Annotated in this window: 18 protein-coding genes; 10 read left to right on the top strand and 8 right to left on the bottom strand. The window is 67.9% G+C overall.

Going from position 1 to position 18,467, the window contains the following annotated elements:
* Window positions 1-9: 9 nt before the first annotated feature.
* From hpf to LZ199_RS11130, 3 genes are all read right to left on the bottom strand, one after another.
* Window positions 10-348: a ribosome hibernation-promoting factor, HPF/YfiA family gene (gene hpf / locus LZ199_RS11140; RefSeq protein WP_253993634.1), complete on the bottom strand. Its 339-nt coding sequence runs from the start codon at window positions 346-348 to the stop codon at window positions 10-12.
* 176 nt (window positions 349-524) lie between these two features.
* On the bottom strand, window positions 525-1,526 hold the full coding sequence (locus tag LZ199_RS11135; RefSeq protein ID WP_253993633.1) for a zinc-dependent alcohol dehydrogenase family protein: 1,002 nt from the start codon (window positions 1,524-1,526) through the stop codon (window positions 525-527).
* Window positions 1,527-1,627: 101 nt separating this feature from the next.
* Complete coding sequence (locus LZ199_RS11130; protein ID WP_253993632.1) at window positions 1,628-3,121, bottom strand: LA_2272 family surface repeat-containing protein; 1,494 nt, start codon at window positions 3,119-3,121, stop codon at window positions 1,628-1,630.
* A 140-nt stretch (window positions 3,122-3,261) separates the two neighbouring features.
* Here LZ199_RS11130 and LZ199_RS11125 point away from each other — a divergent pair, with 140 nt between their 5' ends.
* A complete protein-coding gene (locus LZ199_RS11125; protein WP_253993631.1) occupies window positions 3,262-4,242 on the top strand; it encodes an aldo/keto reductase in 981 nt (326 codons plus the stop codon).
* Window positions 4,243-4,264: 22 nt separating this feature from the next.
* Here LZ199_RS11125 and LZ199_RS11120 read toward each other — a convergent pair whose 3' ends face one another.
* On the bottom strand, window positions 4,265-4,759 hold the full coding sequence (locus LZ199_RS11120; protein WP_253993630.1) for a hypothetical protein: 495 nt from the start codon (window positions 4,757-4,759) through the stop codon (window positions 4,265-4,267).
* Between the two features lie 121 nt (window positions 4,760-4,880).
* Here LZ199_RS11120 and LZ199_RS11115 point away from each other — a divergent pair, with 121 nt between their 5' ends.
* From LZ199_RS11115 to LZ199_RS11090, 6 genes are all read left to right on the top strand, one after another.
* Window positions 4,881-5,420, top strand: a complete 540-nt coding sequence (locus LZ199_RS11115) for a pyridoxamine 5'-phosphate oxidase family protein (RefSeq protein ID WP_253993629.1) — start codon at window positions 4,881-4,883, stop codon at window positions 5,418-5,420.
* Between the two features lie 490 nt (window positions 5,421-5,910).
* Window positions 5,911-7,245, top strand: coding sequence for an inositol-3-phosphate synthase (locus LZ199_RS11110; RefSeq protein WP_253993628.1), 1,335 nt, complete (start codon window positions 5,911-5,913; stop codon window positions 7,243-7,245).
* Entirely contained in the window at window positions 7,223-8,149 is a 927-nt protein-coding gene (locus LZ199_RS11105) for a phosphatase PAP2 family protein (protein ID WP_253993627.1), read from the top strand. The genes LZ199_RS11110 and LZ199_RS11105 overlap by 23 nt, the downstream gene beginning before the upstream one ends.
* Window positions 8,142-9,386 carry a GtrA family protein gene (locus LZ199_RS11100; protein ID WP_253993626.1) on the top strand — a complete coding sequence of 415 codons (1,245 nt, stop codon included), beginning with the start codon at window positions 8,142-8,144 and terminating at the stop codon, window positions 9,384-9,386. The genes LZ199_RS11105 and LZ199_RS11100 overlap by 8 nt, the downstream gene beginning before the upstream one ends.
* The gene (locus LZ199_RS11095) at window positions 9,376-10,365 is read left to right on the top strand and encodes a hypothetical protein (protein WP_253993625.1); all 990 of its coding nucleotides are present in this window, start codon (window positions 9,376-9,378) and stop codon (window positions 10,363-10,365) included. The genes LZ199_RS11100 and LZ199_RS11095 overlap by 11 nt, the downstream gene beginning before the upstream one ends.
* Window positions 10,362-10,943, top strand: a complete 582-nt coding sequence (locus tag LZ199_RS11090; RefSeq protein WP_323389495.1) for a protein-tyrosine phosphatase family protein — start codon at window positions 10,362-10,364, stop codon at window positions 10,941-10,943. Before LZ199_RS11095 ends, LZ199_RS11090 begins: the two co-directional genes overlap by 4 nt.
* Here LZ199_RS11090 and LZ199_RS11085 read toward each other — a convergent pair.
* Both LZ199_RS11085 and LZ199_RS46675 read right to left on the bottom strand, forming a co-directional pair.
* Window positions 10,940-11,557, bottom strand: a complete 618-nt coding sequence (locus LZ199_RS11085; protein WP_253993623.1) for an imm11 family protein — start codon at window positions 11,555-11,557, stop codon at window positions 10,940-10,942. The genes LZ199_RS11090 and LZ199_RS11085 overlap by 4 nt on opposite strands.
* Entirely contained in the window at window positions 11,554-12,336 is a 783-nt protein-coding gene (locus tag LZ199_RS46675) for an AHH domain-containing protein (RefSeq protein ID WP_253993622.1), read from the bottom strand. The genes LZ199_RS11085 and LZ199_RS46675 overlap by 4 nt, the downstream gene beginning before the upstream one ends.
* 324 nt (window positions 12,337-12,660) lie before the next feature.
* Here LZ199_RS46675 and LZ199_RS11075 point away from each other — a divergent pair, with 324 nt between their 5' ends.
* From LZ199_RS11075 to LZ199_RS11065, 3 genes are read left to right on the top strand one after another with little or no spacing between them, the layout of a single operon-like run.
* A complete protein-coding gene (locus tag LZ199_RS11075) occupies window positions 12,661-13,842 on the top strand; it encodes a cytochrome P450 (protein ID WP_253993621.1) in 1,182 nt (393 codons plus the stop codon).
* 43 nt (window positions 13,843-13,885) lie between these two features.
* Complete coding sequence (locus LZ199_RS11070; RefSeq protein WP_253993620.1) at window positions 13,886-14,539, top strand: hypothetical protein; 654 nt, start codon at window positions 13,886-13,888, stop codon at window positions 14,537-14,539.
* A 3-nt stretch (window positions 14,540-14,542) separates the two neighbouring features.
* Window positions 14,543-15,388, top strand: coding sequence for a hypothetical protein (locus tag LZ199_RS11065; protein ID WP_253993619.1), 846 nt, complete (start codon window positions 14,543-14,545; stop codon window positions 15,386-15,388).
* 11 nt (window positions 15,389-15,399) lie between these two features.
* On the opposite strand, the gene LZ199_RS11060 is transcribed toward LZ199_RS11065, so the two are convergent.
* Window positions 15,400-15,654, bottom strand: coding sequence for a hypothetical protein (locus LZ199_RS11060; RefSeq protein WP_253993618.1), 255 nt, complete (start codon window positions 15,652-15,654; stop codon window positions 15,400-15,402).
* Between the two features lie 104 nt (window positions 15,655-15,758).
* Window positions 15,759-18,236: an efflux RND transporter permease subunit gene (locus tag LZ199_RS11055; RefSeq protein WP_253993617.1), complete on the bottom strand. Its 2,478-nt coding sequence runs from the start codon at window positions 18,234-18,236 to the stop codon at window positions 15,759-15,761.
* Between the last annotated feature and the right edge of the window lie 231 nt (window positions 18,237-18,467).

Genomic DNA, 18,467 nt, shown 5'->3' with positions numbered 1-18,467 from the left:
CCCTGCGCGTCAGTGGCGATGATGCGCGTGCAGCCCGTCCGTGTAGTGCTGGAGCTGCCGGCGCGCGGCGTCGAACGCGTCCGACACAGCCTGGTAGGCGTCCTCGTGCGCGGCGTCATGCTCCGGCTCCCTGCCCGCGACGATGTCCTTTCCGGGCACGTGCAGGTCCACGCGCACGCGGAAGTGGTGGCTGTGCGCGTTGTGCCGGTGGGGCTCGTCCACCACGACGTGGCATCCGACGATGCCGTCGAAGAACTGCTCCAGCTTCGCTGCGTGGTCGCGGATGTGCTCGTTCAGGGCCTCGCTGGTCGCCATGCCCCGGTAGGTAATCTGCAACGCTCGCTTCATCGTCGGCCTCGGGTCGGGCCCCGCCGTTCGCGGGGCTTCAGGGTGCACCCCTCCCCATTGCATCACCCTGGCCAGCGCCAACCCCTTGGAATGCCTGGGCACCCCTCGCGCGCTTCCGCAGGCTTTGCGGCGAAATGGGGCGGCACGCAGCCCCTGCGGGGCGCAATGCCCCACGCCTACCTGCTCGTGTCGAGCACGGCCGCGCCGCGCACCTGTCCCTCGCGCAGCGCGGTGAGCGCCTCGTTGGCCTCGGACAGGGGGAACACCCGCACCTCGGTGCGCACCGGCACGCTGGGCGCGAGCACCAGGAAGTCCATCGCATCCGAGCGCGTCAGGTTCGCCACCGAGCGCACCACGCGCTCCTCCCAGAGCAGCGAATACGGGAACGAAGGGACATCACTCATGTGGATGCCGCCACACACCACCACCCCGCCCTTGTCCACGGCGCGCAGCGCGGCCGGCACCAGCGCTCCCACGGGCGCGAACAGGATGGCCGCGTCCAGCGGCTCCGGCGGAAGCACATCCGAGCCACCCGCCCACACCGCGCCCAGCTCCCGGGCGAAGCGCTGCCCCTCCTCATCCCCGGGGCGCGTGAAGGCAAACACGCGGCGCTTGCGGTGACGCGCCACCTGGATGAGCACGTGCGCTGCGGCGCCAAAGCCATACAAGCCCAGCCGCTCACCCTCTCCCGACAGGCGCAGGCTGCGAAAGCCGATGAGCCCCGCGCACATCAACGGCGCGGCGTGCACGTCCGAGTAGTTCGCGGGCAGCGGGAAGCAGAAGCGGTGGTGCGCCACGGCGTACTCCGCGTAGCCACCGTCCACCTGGTAGCCGGTGAAGCGCGCATAGTCGCAGAGGTTCTCCCGACCGGACACGCAGAAGCGGCACTGCCCGCACGTCCAGCCGAGCCAGGGCACGCCGACCCGCGTCCCCTCTTCCACCCCCAGAACCTCGTCGCCGACCTCCACGACGGTGGCCACGATTTCGTGGCCTGGGATGAGCGGCAGCTTGGGCCGCGGCAGCTCACCGTCCACCACGTGCAGGTCCGTGCGACACACCGCGCAGGCGTGCACGCGGAGCAGCACCTCCTGCGGGCCCGGCCTGGGGATGGGCCTCGTCTCCGCTCTCAGTGGCTGCCCTGGCGCGTGGAGAACCATCGCGCGCATGGTGCCTTCCATGGCATCGCTCCCTCTGTCGTCCGCCCGTCAGCGGGCGCATCCGTCGGAGGGAAACATGGGGGGCGACCACTCCAGCGGGAAGCGCGTCCGAGCTTCCTGCCTCAAATCTGGATGCCCGCGAGGAGGCCCGGCCAGGTGCGCACGGTGGTGCGTCCGCTGTCGCTGACCTCCTTCCACTCCGGGCCGATGCCCAGCTCCTTCCACGGGTCACTCCCGTTCCAGGTGACGAGCGTGTTGGAGCTGACGCCGCCAAACACGGCGAAGCGGCGCGAAAACTGCCAGCCGGCCATCACCCGGAGCTGCCCGAGCACGTGGTTCGTGTCGTCGTCGAAGTCGAAGAGGCGGTTGGCGTGCAGGCTGGAGCCCAGCACGTCCACGTCGACATAGAACCGGCCCATGGGGATGTGGCCGCCCAGGCCCGCGCCGACCGTGTAGCGACGGCGGTCTCCGTCCATCGGCGGAGAGAGGCCCACGGTGAGCAGCGTGTAGAGGTGCCGTCCGCCCAGCTTCAAGCCGATGTTCGTCAGCGCCACGTCACTGGCCCACGCCTGCACATGGGCCTGGCCGTTGCCCACGAAGCTCAGCAGGCCCACCGACTCGCCCTCCGTCTCGCCCGCCACGTTCACCAGGCCCACCTGCGCGCCAGCCACGTGGCCCGCCACGTTCACCAGGCCCACCTGCGCGCCGTCCACGTCGCCGCCCACGTTGATGAGGGAGAGCTGCGCGCCGGACAGCTTGCCCGCGTAGCTGACGCCCGAGGACATCTGCACGCCCGTCAGGTCCGACGCGACGTTGATGCCCGCCGCCATCTGGAGCCCGCGCGAGACACCCCGCGCCACGTTGCCACCCACCGCCATCTGGACGCCGTTCAACGTCCCCGCCGCCAGGTTGCCACCCACCGTGAGCTGCGCGCCCCGCACGTTGGCGCCCGCGATGTTCGCGCCCACGGAGAGCTGCGCGCCCTCCATCTCCCCCGTCGTCACGTTGGCGCCCACCGTGAGCTGCCCGCCGCCCATGCTTCCGCGCACCACGTTGGTGCCCACCGACGCCAGCACGCCCTCCGAGTCCCCGCCCACCAGGTTGCCACCCACCGCGAGCAGCGTGCCGTCCACCGGACCGCCCGACACGTTGGCGCCCACCGTGGCCAGCACGCCCGTCGCGCCATGCGTCACCCAGTTGGCGCCCAGCGACAGACCCAGCGCCGTCACCCGCCGGGCGTGCGTGGCGACGAGGCCGATGGACACGTCGTGCACCAGGTTCTGACGCGCGAAGCCCGACGTGCTCAACCCCGGCAGAATCGACAGGTTGAAGGGCACGTGGACCTCCTGCTCCGCGGCCTCCGTCTTCGCCACCACCACGGGCGCATCCGTCGCCGCCGTCGTCACCGCGCCCGCCGTCGTCGCCTCGACGAGGGGCGGCGGCACCATCGCCCGCTCCACGCCCGGACCTTCGACAGTCGGCACGGACGAAGGACCCGCGTCACCGCCCGCCGAGGTACCGGGTCCCGGGTCGACGCCCTTCGACTCCTCGGCGCCGGCGGACATCGCCACCATCGCCGCCATGACGCCCGCACACACCGAGACCTTGCGCTTCATCGCTGGACCTTCCTGAGCTGATATCCGAGAGGGCTCCTCCCACGCGTGACGCGGGCACCAGAGCCGGGGTTGTTTCGCGGGAGACGTCGCCGCCCCCTTCGCGCAACAGAACACCGGGCCCGCGAAATACTGTCACCACCATGTCCCAGACACCCCAACGCCCCAGGCCCGCCTCCCCGCCCTCGCGTCGGGAAGTGCTCGCCGCGGGGCTCGGCGCCGCGCTGCTCCCGAGCCTGTCGCACGCGGCCCAGCCCACCGCCAACCTTGTCCCGAAACCCCCACCCGCCGCGAAGGCCACCATGCTCACCCGTCCCATCCCCAAGTCGGGCGAGGCCCTGCCCGTCATCGGCCTCGGCACCTGGCAGACCTTCGACGTGGGGACCTCCGCCGCCGAGCGCGCGCCCTTGAAGCAGGTGCTCCAGCGCTTCCTCGACTCAGGCGCGCGCCTCATCGACTCGTCACCCATGTACGGCCGGGCGGAGCGCGTCGTGGGGGACGTGCTCGCCTCGCTCGGCGACGTGCCCAAGCCGTTCCTCGCCACGAAGGTGTGGACGACGGGCCGCGAAGCGGGCCTCGCTCAAATGGAGACCTCCGTGAAGGACATGGGGCGCGGACGCATGGACCTGCTCCAGGTCCACAACCTCGTCGACTGGCGCACCCACCTGCCCGTGCTGCGCGAGTGGAAGGCCCAGGGCCGCGTGCGCTACGTCGGCATCACCCACTACGCGAGAAGCGCCTTCGATGAGCTGGAGAAGCTCCTGAAGGAGCAGACGCTCGACTTCATCCAGCTGCCCTACTCACTCGCCGAGCGCGACGCCGAGAAGCGCCTGCTCCCCGCCGCCGCCGAGCACGGCGTGGCGGTGCTCGTCATGCAGCCCTTCGCCACCGGCCAGCTCTTCCGTCAGGTGAAGGGCCGCGCGCTGCCGGAGTGGGCCGCCGACTTCGACTGTGAAAGCTGGGCGCAGTTCTTCCTGAAGTTCATCCTCGGCCACCCCGCCGTGCACTGCCCGCTGCCCGCCACGAGCAACCCCGCGCACGTCGCCGACAACCTCCGCGCCGGCTTCGGCAGACTCCCCGACGCCAAGACACGCGAGCGCATGGCCCGCGTGCTCAATCCGTGACGGGGCACGAGGCCCAAGCCGACTACAGCTCCGGGTCGGGCGTGAACTGGACCTCGGCGATGGCGGACAGCACCACGCCGGTGCCGGGCTCGCCCGCGTCGTCATCGCGGCCCACCTCCAGCACCTCGTCCTTCGCGTCCCACTGCCCCAGGTAGTACGAGCCGCCGGCCACCATGCACGCGCGGCCCTCGGACACCACCACCTCCACCACCTCCTGCTTGTCGCTGGTGGCCCGCAGGAGCGTCCACTTCTTGCCGTCCTGACGGAACTCGTCGACGACCTCCTGGAGCTCCGCGTCGCTCGGCGCGCCACCGTCCTGCGTCTGCCGCTCCCACCGACGCCCGTCCTTCTGCGGCTGGCGGCCCTTCCACGCGCGCCCCAGCTCCAACAACTTCTCCTCCGCCGCGTCCTGCAGGCCGTGCATCTCCTCGGGCAGCTCGATTTCCTCCAGCGCCAGGAGCGCCGTCTCGATTTGCAGCGCCTTCAGGCACCATTCGTTCCACGCGGTCTTCAGCATCGTCGCACTCGCTTTCCGTCCCCCACCTACCACACCGCCCGCCTGCCCAGGCGCCATCCAAGCGGTCGTCCCATGCTCGCTCCCCGTCACCCTGCCTACCTTCCAAAGTCAGGAGGAGCGCATGAGCACGAAGAAGAAGGAGCAAGGCACCCGCGACGCCGTCGAACATCTGGGAGACCTCATCCACGGCATCAAGGTCGCGATGATGACCACGGTGGAGGCCGACGGGAGCCTGCACAGCAGACCGATGTGGACCCAGGACCACGACTTCGACGGAGAGCTCTGGTTCTTCACCCGGGAGCACTCCCACAAGGTCGACGAGGTGGAGAAGGACCACCACGTCAACGTGTCCTTCGCCGACCCCTCGCGGGAGCGCTACGTCTCCGTGAGCGGGCGCTGCAAGCTGGTGAAGGACCCCCGCAAGGTCCGCGAGCTGTGGAGTCCCGCCCTCAAGGCCTGGTTCCCCCAGGGCATGGATGATCCAGAGCTGGCCCTCCTGTGCGTCCACGTGGAGCGCGCCGAGTACTGGGACGCCCCCTCCAGCCGCATGGTGCAGTTGGCCGGCATGCTCAAGGCCGTCCTCTCCGGGAAGCCCTACGCCCCCGGCGACCACCAGTCCCTGGAGCTGAACGGCGGCAACGGCCCCTCCGGCCCCCACTGACAGCTCGTTCACCTTCACCTGGAGGACCCACTCCCGCTGCCCGGCAGGTGGCGGGGTGGGTCCTTCTGCCTCGACTTGGGGTTGCGCCAGAAACGCGCGGACGCCATGACTGCGCGGCCGTCCCACACCCCTCGAAGGCACGCTCGCAGTGCCACCTTCCCCACACACCACCCCACGGGTCCACACCGACCCCGACCTACCCGTCATGCCCATGCACGGTCAGGTAGGTGTCACTTTTCTCACGACGTGGTGTTTCTCTGACAGGCGCGTTCGCGTCGCCTTGTACCTGGGGCCTGGGTGATCCATCAGTCCGCCCCGTGGCGTGCTAACCAGCCGCCCCACATGACGTTGAAGTCACGAACGCTTTAGAGTATCAACCATCCGCATTCGGGATTTTCCGCATACCCCACGGCGTCATGTCGGTGCGCAGCGGAAGGTACGAAGAAGACTCACCACAGGGCGGCATTACCGCCTTTCGAAGGAATCCACGATGGAGAACAAGAAGTCGGTCTCGAAGCCCGAGGGCAAGCTGGCGGTGCTCATCCCCGGCCTGGGCGCGGTGTCCACGACGCTGATGGCGGGCGTGGAGCTGGCGCGGCAGGGCAAGGGCGCGCCCATCGGCTCCCTGACGCAGATGGGCACGGCGCGCCTGGGCAAGCGCACGGACGGGCGCACCGTGAAGCTGGGTGAGCTGGTGCCCCTGGCGGGACTGAACGACGTGGTCTTCGGCGCCTGGGACATCATCAGCGAGGACGCGTACCAGGTCGCGGTGCGCTCCGGCGTGCTGCACGACAAGCACCTGGAGCAGGTGAAGCCCTTCCTCCAGGGCATCAAGCCCAAGAAGGGCGTGCACGACGCGGAGTTCGTCCGCCGCATCGAGGCCAACCACACCAAGGCCACCAAGACGCACCGCGAGAGCATTGAAGCGCTGCGCCAGGACATCCGCGACTTCAAGAAGGAGCTCAACGCCAAGCGCGCCGTGATGGTGGTGTGCAGCAGCGTGGAGACCTTCCGTCCCCTGCCGGAGTCCTTCAAGACGCTGGCCGCCTTCGAGAAGGCGCTGGACGAGAACAGCACGGACATCAACCCCACCGCGCTCTACACCTACGCCGCCATCAAGGAAGGCGTGCCGTTCGCCAACGCGACGCCCAACGCGAGCGTGGACACGCCCGCGCTGCAGGAGCTGGCGAAGCTGGAGGGCATCCCCGTCGCGGGCCGTGACCTCAAGAGCGGCCAGACGATGATGAAGACGGTCATCGCCCCCGCGCTGAAGGCCCGCATGCTCGGCCTCGAGGGGTGGTTCTCCACCAACATCCTCGGCAACCGCGATGGCGAGGTGCTCGACGACCCCGCGGCCTTCAAGGCCAAGGAAGTCACCAAGTCGAGCGTGCTGGACACCATCCTGCAGCCGGACCTCTACCCCGAGCTGTACAGCAAGTACTCGCACAAGGTGTCCATCCACTACTACCCGCCCCGCGGCGACGCGAAGGAGGGTTGGGACAACATCGACATCACCGGGTGGCTCGGCTATCCGATGCAGATCAAGGTCAACTTCCTCTGCCGCGACTCCATCCTGGCGGCGCCGCTGGTATTGGACATCGCGCTGTTCCTGGACCTGGCCAAGCGGCTGGAGTGGCGCGGCATCCAGGAGTGGATGTCCTTCTACTTCAAGAGCCCCATGGCCCAGCCCGGCCTGCCCGTCGAGCATGACCTGTTCATCCAGCTCACCAAGCTGAAGAACACCCTGCGCGTCGTGGCCGGCGAAGAGCCCATCACCCACCTTGGACTCGACTACTACGGGGATGACCTCCCGCTCGCTCGCTAAGACCACGGCCTTCACGTGGTTCATCACCCTGATGGGTGTGGGCCACTTGATGCTCGTGACGGCCACCGGACGGCTCCGGTGGGACCACGTCGTCGCGGACGCGGCGCTGGTGGGGGTGGCCTGGGCGGGCCCCCGCACGCGTCGCTTCCTCTTCGGCGGCTTCCCACTGTGGCTGACCGGCATGCTGCTGGACAGCCAGGGACTCTGGCTGTTCGTGCGCGGCACCATCCACACAGGTGACTTGTGGGAGTGGGAGCGCCAGTGGTTCCCCGCCCCCGGCGGTGTCAACTGGCCCCTGTGGTGGAGCACCCGCTCGCACGCCGTGTTGGACCTGCTGTGCGGCTTTGCCTACGCGGCCTACCTTTACGAAGTCTTCTTGATGGCCATCTTCTTCTTCGTGAAGAAGGACACACGCTTCGAGAAGCTGTGCTGGGCCTTCCTGGTGGTGAACGCCCTGGGCGTGGTCACCTACCTGCTCTACCCGGCCGCGCCACCCTGGTACATCCTCCAGTACGGCCCGGGCCCGGCGAACCTGGCCGCGCTGCCCAGCCCCGCTGGCACCGCGCGCTTCGATGCACTGTTGGGTATCAATTACTTCGCGGGCTTCTATGCCCGCAATCCCAACGTCTTCGGGGCCATGCCCTCGTTGCACGCCTCCTATCCCTTCATGGTGATGCTCTTCGTCTGGCGAGACGGCCCGAAGTGGCGTCTGGGCACGGGAGCGTTCGCCTTGCTGGTTGCTTTCTCCGCTGTCTATCTGACGCACCACTACATCCTGGACGTGCTCGCGGGCCTCGTCTTCGCGCTCGCCGCCTTCCTGGCGGTGGAGCTGGCCTTTTCGCGCAAGAGCGCACCCATGCCCGTCACGCTGCCGCTGACTCCTGGAGGGGACACCCGTGCTTGAGAACGTGGTCGCCTGGTTGACTGGAAACCTGTCTCCGTCGGCTCGTATCTGGACCGCGTTGGGTCCCGCCATCCTCGCCTGTGTGTACTTCCTGGGAGGCCTGCTCATCTTCTGTATCCGCTGCGCCTTCAAGGGAGTGCCTCGCGACGAGGAGACGCTCAAGCGGGGCAACGCGGGGTTCGTGGGCTACTTCCTCCGGCACTACTTCTTCTGGATCATCCAGCCGCTGTGGGCGGTGATTCTGCGCTCGGGGCTTCCGGCCAACGCGCTGTCCATGCTGTCGGGCCTGTTGGGCATCTCCTCCGGCGTGGCGGTGGCGGCGGGCCGCTTCGCACTGGGCGGCTGGTTGTTCCTGGGCGCGGGCATCCTGGATGTGATGGACGGGAGAATCGCCCGCACGCGCAAGGAGGCCAACCCCGCGGGCGCGGCGCTGGACTCGGTGTTGGACCGGTACGTGGACTCGGCGATGTTGATGGGCCTGGCCTGGTACTACCGGGACACGTGGGTGCTGTTGCCGGCGCTGGGCGCGCTGTTGGGCTCGTCGCTGGTGCCGTATGTCCGCGCCAAGGGCGAGGGCCTGGGCGTCAACGTGCGAGACGGCGCGATGCAGCGGCTGGAGCGGGTGCTCTTCCTGGGCGCGGGCACGGCGCTGTCTCCGATTCTGGAGGCGGTGTTCTGGCCCACGGAGAAGCACCCCATGCACTGGCTGGCGGTGGTGGGGCTGGTCTTCGTCGCCATCATGAGCAACCTGACGGCCATCTCCCGCTTCCGGAATCTCGTGAAGGCGCTGGCGCCCAAGCGGGTGGAGGCGCGCTCGGAGAAGGCGATTGTCGGCCTCAACGCGGCGGCGGGCGCGGTGGCCACGTTGGCGGACTTCGCGGTGGTGCTGGCGCTGGTGGAGCTGGCGGGGCTGTTGCCCGCGTGGGCCACGGCGCTGGGCGCGCTCCTGGGCGCGGTGGTGAACTACTCCATCAACCGCGTGTTCACCTTCCGCAGCACGGCGGCGGTGGGTCGGCAGGTGATGCGCTACGCGGTGGTGAGCGGGACGAGCGCGCTGCTCAACGCGGGCGGCGTGGCGCTGCTGACCTTGCATCCGCAGCTGGCCTACACGCTGGGCTGGTGGCTGGTGCGCGGCGTCGTCTACTTCGCGTGGAACCTGCCGTTGCAGCGCGACTACGTGTTCAACGACTCGAACTCGCCGGAAGCGCTCCTGGAGCAGCGCCCCCATGCGGCGTGAGTCGGGGCTCCAGGTCCTGGGCCTCCTGTTGTCGCTCGCGCTGCCCACCGTGGCGGCGGGCGCGACGCTGGAGCCCACGGCCTCCCCGAGTGACAACTACGGGGAGAGCTTCACCTTCATCGGGGACCTGGAGGACAGCACCTTCGTGCTGGTGCAGTTGCAGGTGACGAACATCGGACCGGGCTCGCGCACGGGCATCTGCCGGGCGACGGTGCTGCGGCCGGGCCAGCGCGCGTGGACGGCGCAGAAGAAGGTGGGCTCGCGCGAGTGGGGTTACGACGCGGCCACCAGCACGCTGCGCGTCGGTACGTGCTCGGCGCGCTCGGCGGACGGCGTGACGCGGGTGGAGGCGCCGCTGGATGGTGGGCGGGTGGTGCTGGAGTACGCGGCGCAGGTGACGCCGCGCTCGCCGGACGGCTCGGAAGTGGAAGTGGGCAACGCGCGCTACCGGCATGAGATGACGCTGGCCTTCAGCCCGCTGAAGGCGACGGTGCAGCCGCCGAAGAGCGCGGAGCTGGAGCAGGCGGGTGGCGGCTACGCGGACCACACGCGCTCCACCATTCCTCCGGCGAAGCTGGCCAAGCGCTGGGTGCGCTTCCGGGCGCTGCGCGAAGGCGGGGAGCGGCTGGTGTTGCTGGCGCGCGAGGGGCAGGACGGTGAGTTCGGTCCGGTGTACTCGTGGACGGAGGGTGGCACGCCGAGCCAGCTGGAGTCCTTCACGCTCAGCCGCGAGGGCTCGAAGGAGCGGAGCGCCTGGACGGTGGATGTCTTTGGTGGCGACGGGGCGAAGGCGATGGTGCTGCGCTCCACGTCGCTGTTGCAGCGCAGCGCGCCCGTGGAGGACCTGGGCATGCTGGGTGGGCTCATCAGGCCCGTGGTGGGCTCTCCCGTGACGTACTTGCACCGGGCGGTGCTGGAGCGCGCGGGGAAGGCGCCGGTGGCGGGGTTGATGGAAGTGTCCCTCGAGGGCGACTTGTGAGCGTGTCGTTGTTGCGGGACGTGCACCATGTGCCCGGGGTGCGCGGCTGGGTGCGCAAGCAGGTGCTGCGCTCGGTGGCGCGCTGCGTGGAGTGGACCACGAAGCTGCCGGGGCGCGGGCTCAACGTGTCCCAGGTGAGCGAGTGGCTGCACGTGGGTGGCTCGGTGCCGCCGTCGCGCTACGCGGAGCTGAAGGCGCGGGGCATCACCGCGGTGATTGATTTGCGCGCCGAGTGTGTCGACGACGCGAAGGCGTTGGAAGCGCTGGGCATCGAGCTGTTGAACCTGCCGGTGACGGACCGCTATCCGCCGTCGGTGGAGCAGCTGATGCAGGGTGTCGAGTGGGCGATGCCCCGGCTGGAGCGTGGCGGGCACCTGTATGCGCACTGCGAGCACGGCGTGGGCCGGGGCCCGCTGATGGGGCTGGCGGTGATGGTGGCGCGCGGCTGGGAGGCTCCGGCGGCGTACCGCGCGCTGCGAAAGGCCCGGTGGCAGTGCACGCTCAATGACCGGCAGTTGGGCGGACTGGCGGACTTCGTCACCGCGTGGGCGGCACGGCGTTCGGGACGCGCGGCCTAAGAACCCACAGTCCCTTCTTCGGGCTCTTCAGTCACAGGCGACGACGCCTGATCCAGTTCGAACAGGTACACGTTCGTGGGATTGAGCGTCTTCAGCGCATCCGCCAGTCGGTGACTGATGACAATCTCCTCGGGAGTCTCCAGGACGCGGAACACCTCGGGGGCACTCTTCAGCTTCCGCGAGTCCAAGACGTACTTGTACCCGCCCAGGAGCCCGCCACCGGAGTGGGCCTGCGCGAGTTGCCCGTCGCGCTTGAGCAGACAGTCGAAGGTCCCCAGGGGATTGATGATGAAGTAGTCCTGACTGGCGACCCTGTCCTTGTGGTTCACCAAGGCAAAGGGCAGGCGCTCCATGGGGACCTCGACTCGCGCGAAGACCTCCATCAGGGCCCTGTCGACGACGAGCATGTTCCCCGTGTTGCCGATGAGCGACGGCAATCGAATGCCGCCATACCTGTCGCTCATGCGCCACGTCACCCCTTGAGGGTAGTCGCTGCCCATGGGCTTGCCGCGAATCAACCGGTAGCGCACCTGGGCGATGGAGCGAGGACCACCTTCCAGCATGCAGAACGACTTTTCGACCGTGGGGGCCCTGTCGACGATGAAGTAGTTCATGGGCGGGGGAGGCTCGGTAGATCCACGAGAGGCTTGCCGGGCTTGCTCTTGCCCAGCGCGACAATCGCGACGTAGCAATCTTGCGAGAGGGTGATGAGGTCAGCCTTGGCCAAGGCCGACATCTCCTTCATTTCGCACGGCACCTCGCCCGCTTTGACCTCGCTCGCGATTTCCATGAAGCGCTGCAGGATGGTGTCGAGCCGGGTCTCCACCTTGGCGTTATAAGCCACATGGTTGAACTTGGGCGCCTCATCAAACGCGTCGGACTCGTCATCCAGGGACAGGTGACGCGGGAGCTGGAGATGGATTCCCACCTCCTTGTCCATGGGCAGCAGAATCACGTTTTCGTAGTGATTGACGTTGTACAGCCCCTTCAGCAGGCCGGCCCGGATGAGGTTGGCGAGCCTTGCGTCATCGGGCACGGACTCAATCATCGAGTTCAGGGTGCCCTTTGGAATCATGTGGTGCGCGTTGTTCCAATAGGGCCAGTACATCGTCTCGAAGTTCCGATGGAGTCCGATTTCCCGGCCCATGCTGTCCACGGCTCCAGGTAGCTTCGGGCCGTCAACGTCCCAATCCCCTGGCCGTGGCTCTTTGAGGCTGTCGCCGTATCTTTCCGCTTGGGGGAAGACGCCCCCTTTCTTCGTGCGATATCGCGACGTGGGAATGAGGCCGGCCGCGAACCCCTTCTTCCCATAGCGGGCAAGGGTCCTCCGGCTGAGGATGACAGACCGGTTGTAGAGGTCCCGGCGCGCCTTCGTTTCGCGCGAGTGCTTCACGGCCTGCCATCGATAGGAGCAACTGTTGCGCTCCTTGTACTCGGGAGCACAGGCGCCACTCAGGCAGGCTCCACCGTCCTGGCTCGGCTCGCACTTGTGAAAGGCGGCATCCGCTTCGGTGAGGTGATTGTCCTTGCCCATGACCCTCCCGGAACCGCGTCGACCGCCGTCATTTCAGCCCATTCCTCCGTCAGCATGTCGCGAGCGCGCTAGCAGCGCTATCCGCAACTGAACGGACAGCTTCGATACAGCTTCGTTCCGCAACCTGGGCTTCCTACCGTTGTCCGGCCCTCAGGTTGCCGAAGAGCCCGGAGACGCCGAGTCATGATGGAGCTCTTCACCGACGACGTGCGCCGCAACCCCTTCCCTCTCTACGCGAAGCTGCGCGCGGCCTCTCCGCTGCTGCACGAGCCGCAGGCGGACCTGTGGATTCTCTTCGACTACGACAGCGTGAGGCGGGCGCTGCATGACCACGAAGCGTTCAGTTCCATTGTCGCCACGGAGACGGGGACGACGCCGGACTGGCTGTTGTTCTCGGACCCGCCCCGGCACACGAAGCTGCGCAACATCATCATGCGGGCCTTCACGCCGCGCTCCATCGCCAACCTGGAGCCGCATGTGCAGACGCTGTCACGGGAACTGCTGGATGTGACGGTGGAACGTGGAGAGATGGACCTGGTGACGGACTACTCCAGCCTGCTGCCGGCGATGGTCATCGCGAAGATGATTGGGATTCCTCCCGAGGACCGGGCGCGGTTCCTGCGGTGGGGGGATGTCATCATGAAGCTCAGCTACACCATCGCTGACGGGGAGGAGTCGAAGCGGGCGATGGAGGAGAACTCGGCGGCGCGGAACGAGATGCGCACGTATCTGGCGGACATCCTCGATGAGCGTCGGAGGGTGCCGCGGGATGACCTGCTGACAAGGCTCGTCGAGGCGGAGGTGGATGGGGAACGGCTGGACGGGAAGGAGATTCTGGGGTTCTTCCAGCTGCTGCTGGCGGCGGGGACGGAGACGACGACCAACCTCATCAACAACGCGCTGCTGTGCTTCATGGAGTACCCGGACCAGCTCGCGCGACTGAGGGCAGAGCCAGCGTTGTTGGCCTCGGCCATCGAGGAGGTGCTGCGCTTCCGCTCTCCGGCGCAGTCGATGTTCCGCTCGACGAAGCGCGACGTGGAGCTGCACGGACAAGTGATTCCAGCAGGGAAGTTCGTGCTGCCGATGATTGGCTCGGCGAATCGGGACCCGAAGCACTTCCATGAGCCGGAGCGCTTCGACATCGGCAGGGACCCGAATCCGCACATCGCCTTCGGGCACGGCATCCACTTCTGCCTGGGGGCAGCGCTCTCCCGCATGGAGGCGCGGGTGGCGCTCACGGACCTGCTGGAGCGGTTGCGGAACTTCCGGCTCGCGAGCGACGAGCCCTGGCAGCCGCGACAGGCGCTCCATGTCCACGGCCCCACGCATCTGCCGCTGCGCTTCGAGCCGGGTGCACGGAGCTGACTTCGTTCCCTCCCGCGCCGTTGGGAGAAGATATGAAGGAGGGATGCGCGCTCGACCTGCCTGGCACCTGAGCCTGTGGTGTTGTGTCCTGGTCCTGCTTCAACTGGGCTGTGGTGCCGCCACCGTCAACCTTCGCGACTGGGGCAGCCTCCACGTCACGACTGACGAAGGAACCATCGGGGCCTTCCTGCCAGACGACACACCGGAGGACACGAGCCGAGCCGAGGTCGAATCGCCCGATGCGTACTGCGCATCGCGGACCGACACGCCCTGCGAGAACTCGGGGATGAGACCGCCAGTTCGTCGAGGGCCTGGAGGACGCCCGTGGCGACGCGCTCCCTTGCTCACCCCGACGCCGACGCCACAACAGAGCCAGCTCCAGGCGCACCGGCTGGCGAACCATCAAGTCGTCCAGCAGGCTCGTCAGCTCTATGTCCAGCGGCTCAAGGAAGCTCAGGCGCGCTATCCGAGCAGCGCGGGCTTCCAGGAACATCACCTGGTTCCGATGTACCTGGGCGGTGCCAAATCCGGCGCGACCTATCGGCTGCCAACCGCGTACCACAAAGCCATCACCCAGGCCTTCCGCGAGCGCTGGGCCTATGGCCAGGAGCGGCCTCCTCCGGAGAAGCTCCAGCTCCTCTTGGTCCAGGTCTACTCTCAGTACCCCATCCCCCAGCTCATCGGACTCCAGCCCTAGCCCATGCGCGAAACCATCGAACTCCGTGTCGAGGAATCGGAAGCATGGCGGCTCTTCCGCGATGACGAGGGCGTCGTGCTTCCGAGTGGCACCGTACGCAAAGTCACGCTTCCCACCGACGACGAACGCGTGTCGCGCGTCAGGGAGATTGACCGCACCCTGCGTCAGCAAGGCCAGCTCTTCTTCGCGGGCTGGCGCATCCTTCGCCACTACTCGGCGCGAGAGCTGAAGTCCGCTGAGCTGCTCAAGCTGGGCATGGCGGCGGTCTTCGAGCCCTCGGGAGAGGAGTGCGGTACCGAGTACGACGAAGCCACCGCGTGCACGCTGTGTGGAGCGGGTGCCAGGCAGGTGACGGACTTGAGCCTGGACGTGCGCCGGATTCCCCAGCGCGCGGACCTCGCTCGAACCCTCTCTCACGAATGGGTCATCTCCGCTCGGCTTGCCGACCTCTGGCAGGAGCACGGAATCACGGGCGCGGACTTCCGACCCATCCGGGGAGCGGGTGCGCGCGCTGAGCCAGTGAAGGAGTGGTACCAACTCGTCGTGACAGCGCCCCCGCTGGACATCCTGCCCGCCACGCTCACGGGCAACGACCCCTTCGACCTCGACGAGGACAACGCGCAGCGCTGCCCCAAGGGCCACGTCGTCGGCCTGAACGTGCTCTCCGAGCTTTCACTGCGACGCAGCGACTACGACGGAAGCGACCTGACCTGGACACGGCAGCAATTAGGAATGCGGAGCGGAGTCCTGCGCCCTCACCCGCTCCTGCTCATGTCCCCGAAGCTGCATGGCCTCCTGGTCGAGCTGAAGGTGAAGCGCCTGGACATCGAAGTCGCGCACCTCGCCTAAGCCGCCCCACCCTACCAGCGCTGCTGCGGCTCCATCGCCGTGGGCCGGCGCTTGTCCGTGGGTGTCAGCGCATCCGCGGGCGAACAGCGACAGACCTCACAGCCACGGTCTCGGTCCATGGAACACTCCGTGCCAGTGATGCACGAGAGGTTCCGCGACTCCTCGCACCGCGTGTCGCCCTTCTTCTCTTCCTTCTTCCCACCATGGCCACAGCCCGCCAGGGCCACCGCCACCGTCACCACCGCGAGCCACCCGCTCCGCTTCATGTCCTGCCCTCCTCGGACCGACTCGGGCACCACCCCGGCGCCCACCGTGCCGCGCAGTCTGCCACCCGCCCGGCACGACGACACGCGCCGGGCCTGGAGAAGTCTCACGCCTCAGGCGCGGGCTGCTCCGGCTGCTCCGCCGTGGCCCCGTGCTTGCGCCTCCACCGCTCCACCAGCAGCAGCAGCGACGGGAAGCCCAGCAGCACGATGACCATGTTCAACCCGAACCCCAGGTTCGCCAGGTCACCAATCGAGTTCAACCCCGGGTGCTTCGCCAGCACCAGCGCCACGAAGCCGATGGCGCTCGTCAGCAGACCGCCCGTAATCGCTCGCCCCGTCTCCCCATACACGGAGATGAAGTCCGCGCCCGGCTCACCCAGCCGCTGCACCAGATGCACCCCCGCGTCCACCGTGGTGCCCACCAACACCGGCAACACCATGATGTTCAGGTAGTTGAACTGCAAATCCAACAGCGCCATCAACCCCACCAGCCCCGCCACCGACAGGAGCGTGGGCACCATGCAGATGAGCGCCGTGCGCAGCCGCCCCAGCGTCAGCCACATCGCCGCCAGCACGCTGAGCACCGCCGCCGCCAGAATCCGCGGACCCTCGCGCGACACCATGTCCAGGATGTCCGCCAGGATGAGCGCCTCGCCCGCCGCCGACACCTGACTGCCGTCCGGCATGTGCAGCCCGCGCACCTCCTTGGAGAAGCGCCGCGTGCCCTCACCATCCGAAAGACTCACCCCGCCACCCGCGTACACCAGCACCACGCCGCCCGTGCTCCCATCCAGGCTCTCGAACTGGTGACGCACGCTCGCCGGCAGCTCCGCCTGCGTGAAGGGCTTCGCCTGCGACATGTTCAGCGCGCGCGCCAGCGACACCCGCGTGTCCTCCGGCAGCCGCTCCGCGTCCAGCTTGTTCAGCCGCGCGTAGATGGCCTCCAGCACCGCCTGCTTCTCCGGCTGCTGCCGGGGCACCAGGTCCTCCAGCGCCCCCACGAAGTCGATGGTGGAGTCCTTGCCCCGCGCCGCCTTGCGCGCCTCCAGCTGGCGGACGACTTCCCGCTCCATGTCCTGCGACTCCGTCAGAACGACAACGGGCGTCTGCGAATAGCCCAGGATGTTGTTCACCTTCTGGTCCAGCACCGCCGACGCCTGCTTGTAGTCCTCCAGCGTGCGCGAGTCGTAGTTGAACGAGATTCGGTACGACTGCGAGATGAGCGCCACCACCCCCAGCCCGATCACCACCGCCACGCCCCGGTAGGAGCGCGGCAGCCACCGCCCCAACAGCGCCATGGGCCCCGTGCCACCCTGGTGCACGCGCGGCGACCAGCCGAACCGCGAGGCCACCCCGAGCAGCGCCGGCAGGATGAGCACGTACGCGAAGATGCTCACCAGCATGCCCACCGCCGCGATGATGCCGAACTCGCGGAACGCCCTGAACTCCGACAGCGCCAGGCTCAAGAACGTCAGCGCCGCCACCAGCGCCGCGATGAGCGCGGAGAAGCCCGTGTGCCGGAAGGACTCCTGCACCGCCGCCTCGGACGTCATCCCCTCCGAGCGCAGCGTCCCGTAGCGCCCCAGCAGGTGGATGCCGTGCTCCACGCCCAGGCCGCCGAGCACCGCCGCCAGGAAGCCCGTCAGCAGATTCACCTGCCCGTACGCCATCCCCACGAAGCCGTACGTCCACCCCAGGCCCGCGAGCACCGGCACCATGGTGAAGGCCACCGACAGCGCGCTGCGGAAGTGGAACGCCAGGTACGCCAGCAGGAGCACCATCGCCAGCGAGGACGCGGTCGCCAAATCACTGACGATGACGCGCTGCTGGTCGATCTTCTTCTTGAACGTCCCCGTCACCGCCGTCTTGAAGCCCGGCCCGTACTTGGACAGGTCCTGCTTCGCCAGGAAGTCCTCCACCTGGGTGACGACCTTCTTCGAGTAGTTCAGGTCCGCGGCACTGCCCCGGGGCTTCGCCATCAGCACCACCATGCGCTCCGTCGTGTCCAGGTAGTACAAATCCCCCTGGCCGGAGAGCCGCTGGTTGGCGCGGCCGGTGTACTTCTGCTCGATGTCGGAGAAGTCCACCGACGGCGGCGGCGCGTCATCCAACCGGACGAACAGCGGGTTGGCCTGCTCCTTCTCCCAGGCGATGCGCGCGTCGATGCGACCCTGGATGGTCTTCAGGTCCTCCAGGTCCACGTAGTACAGCGCATGCTTGTCGAAGAACTCGCTCGGCCGCTGGAAGTTGACGTAGCGCAGCTCCGACAGCTGCGCGAGCTTCGGCGCCATGTCGTCCGCGAAGCGCTTGAGCACCTCCGGCTCCGCGCCCATGCCCACCACCACCACGTTGCCCTGGCCGCCGAAGCGCTTGCGCAGCTTCTCGATGTCCTGGACGCTGGGGAACGCCTTGGGCAGCAGGCCCACGAAGTCCGCGTTGAGCGTCAGGGTCCTCGCGAACCAGGCCCCCAGCAGCGTGAGCACCACCGCCACCACCAGTGCCTGGTACGGACGCCGGTGGCTCCGCGCGGCGAGTTGGCCCATCGCCCCCTCGAACCGCTCCGACCAACGCTTCTCACCCATGTTGCGACACCTGCTGTGTTGTTTGCGGGCCGAACGACGGCCGGCCCACCTTGGGCATGCGCCAACGAGGGAGTCAACGCGTTTATGCCGTAAGGCGGAATGTAAGGCACCGAATCACTTGACCTTCACTAACAATTCCCAGCGGCATTCGCCCGTCTGACTGCCCGGCTGATTCTGGGGGTGAAACGACTTCCGCGAGCGCATCCCCGGAGCGGTGGGTCCGCCGTCCTC

It is taken from the genome of Myxococcus qinghaiensis (genome assembly GCF_024198215.1).
Taxonomy (GTDB): Bacteria; Myxococcota; Myxococcia; order Myxococcales; family Myxococcaceae; genus Myxococcus; species Myxococcus qinghaiensis.
The sequence above is the reverse complement of the archived record's forward strand: the minus strand, read 5'-3'. Positions and strand labels throughout refer to the sequence as shown.

What these genes read in the sequence shown, in the direction of transcription:
- LZ199_RS11125 (WP_253993631.1), top strand. Translation starts at nt 3,262, where the DNA reads ATGTCCCAGACACCCCAACGCCCCAGGCCCGCCTCCCCGCCCTCGCGT.
- LZ199_RS11085 (WP_253993623.1), bottom strand. Translation starts at nt 11,557, where the DNA reads ATGAACTACTTCATCGTCGACAGGGCCCCCACGGTCGAAAAGTCGTTC.
- hpf (WP_253993634.1), bottom strand. Translation starts at nt 348, where the DNA reads ATGAAGCGAGCGTTGCAGATTACCTACCGGGGCATGGCGACCAGCGAG.
- LZ199_RS11120 (WP_253993630.1), bottom strand. Translation starts at nt 4,759, where the DNA reads ATGCTGAAGACCGCGTGGAACGAATGGTGCCTGAAGGCGCTGCAAATC.
- LZ199_RS11075 (WP_253993621.1), top strand. Translation starts at nt 12,661, where the DNA reads ATGATGGAGCTCTTCACCGACGACGTGCGCCGCAACCCCTTCCCTCTC.
- LZ199_RS11095 (WP_253993625.1), top strand. Translation starts at nt 9,376, where the DNA reads ATGCGGCGTGAGTCGGGGCTCCAGGTCCTGGGCCTCCTGTTGTCGCTC.
- LZ199_RS11105 (WP_253993627.1), top strand. Translation starts at nt 7,223, where the DNA reads ATGACCTCCCGCTCGCTCGCTAAGACCACGGCCTTCACGTGGTTCATC.
- LZ199_RS11135 (WP_253993633.1), bottom strand. Translation starts at nt 1,526, where the DNA reads ATGGAAGGCACCATGCGCGCGATGGTTCTCCACGCGCCAGGGCAGCCA.
- LZ199_RS11070 (WP_253993620.1), top strand. Translation starts at nt 13,886, where the DNA reads ATGCGCGCTCGACCTGCCTGGCACCTGAGCCTGTGGTGTTGTGTCCTG.
- LZ199_RS11065 (WP_253993619.1), top strand. Translation starts at nt 14,543, where the DNA reads ATGCGCGAAACCATCGAACTCCGTGTCGAGGAATCGGAAGCATGGCGG.
- LZ199_RS11115 (WP_253993629.1), top strand. Translation starts at nt 4,881, where the DNA reads ATGAGCACGAAGAAGAAGGAGCAAGGCACCCGCGACGCCGTCGAACAT.
- LZ199_RS11110 (WP_253993628.1), top strand. Translation starts at nt 5,911, where the DNA reads ATGGAGAACAAGAAGTCGGTCTCGAAGCCCGAGGGCAAGCTGGCGGTG.
- LZ199_RS11055 (WP_253993617.1), bottom strand. Translation starts at nt 18,236, where the DNA reads ATGGGTGAGAAGCGTTGGTCGGAGCGGTTCGAGGGGGCGATGGGCCAA.
- LZ199_RS11060 (WP_253993618.1), bottom strand. Translation starts at nt 15,654, where the DNA reads ATGAAGCGGAGCGGGTGGCTCGCGGTGGTGACGGTGGCGGTGGCCCTG.
- LZ199_RS11130 (WP_253993632.1), bottom strand. Translation starts at nt 3,121, where the DNA reads ATGAAGCGCAAGGTCTCGGTGTGTGCGGGCGTCATGGCGGCGATGGTG.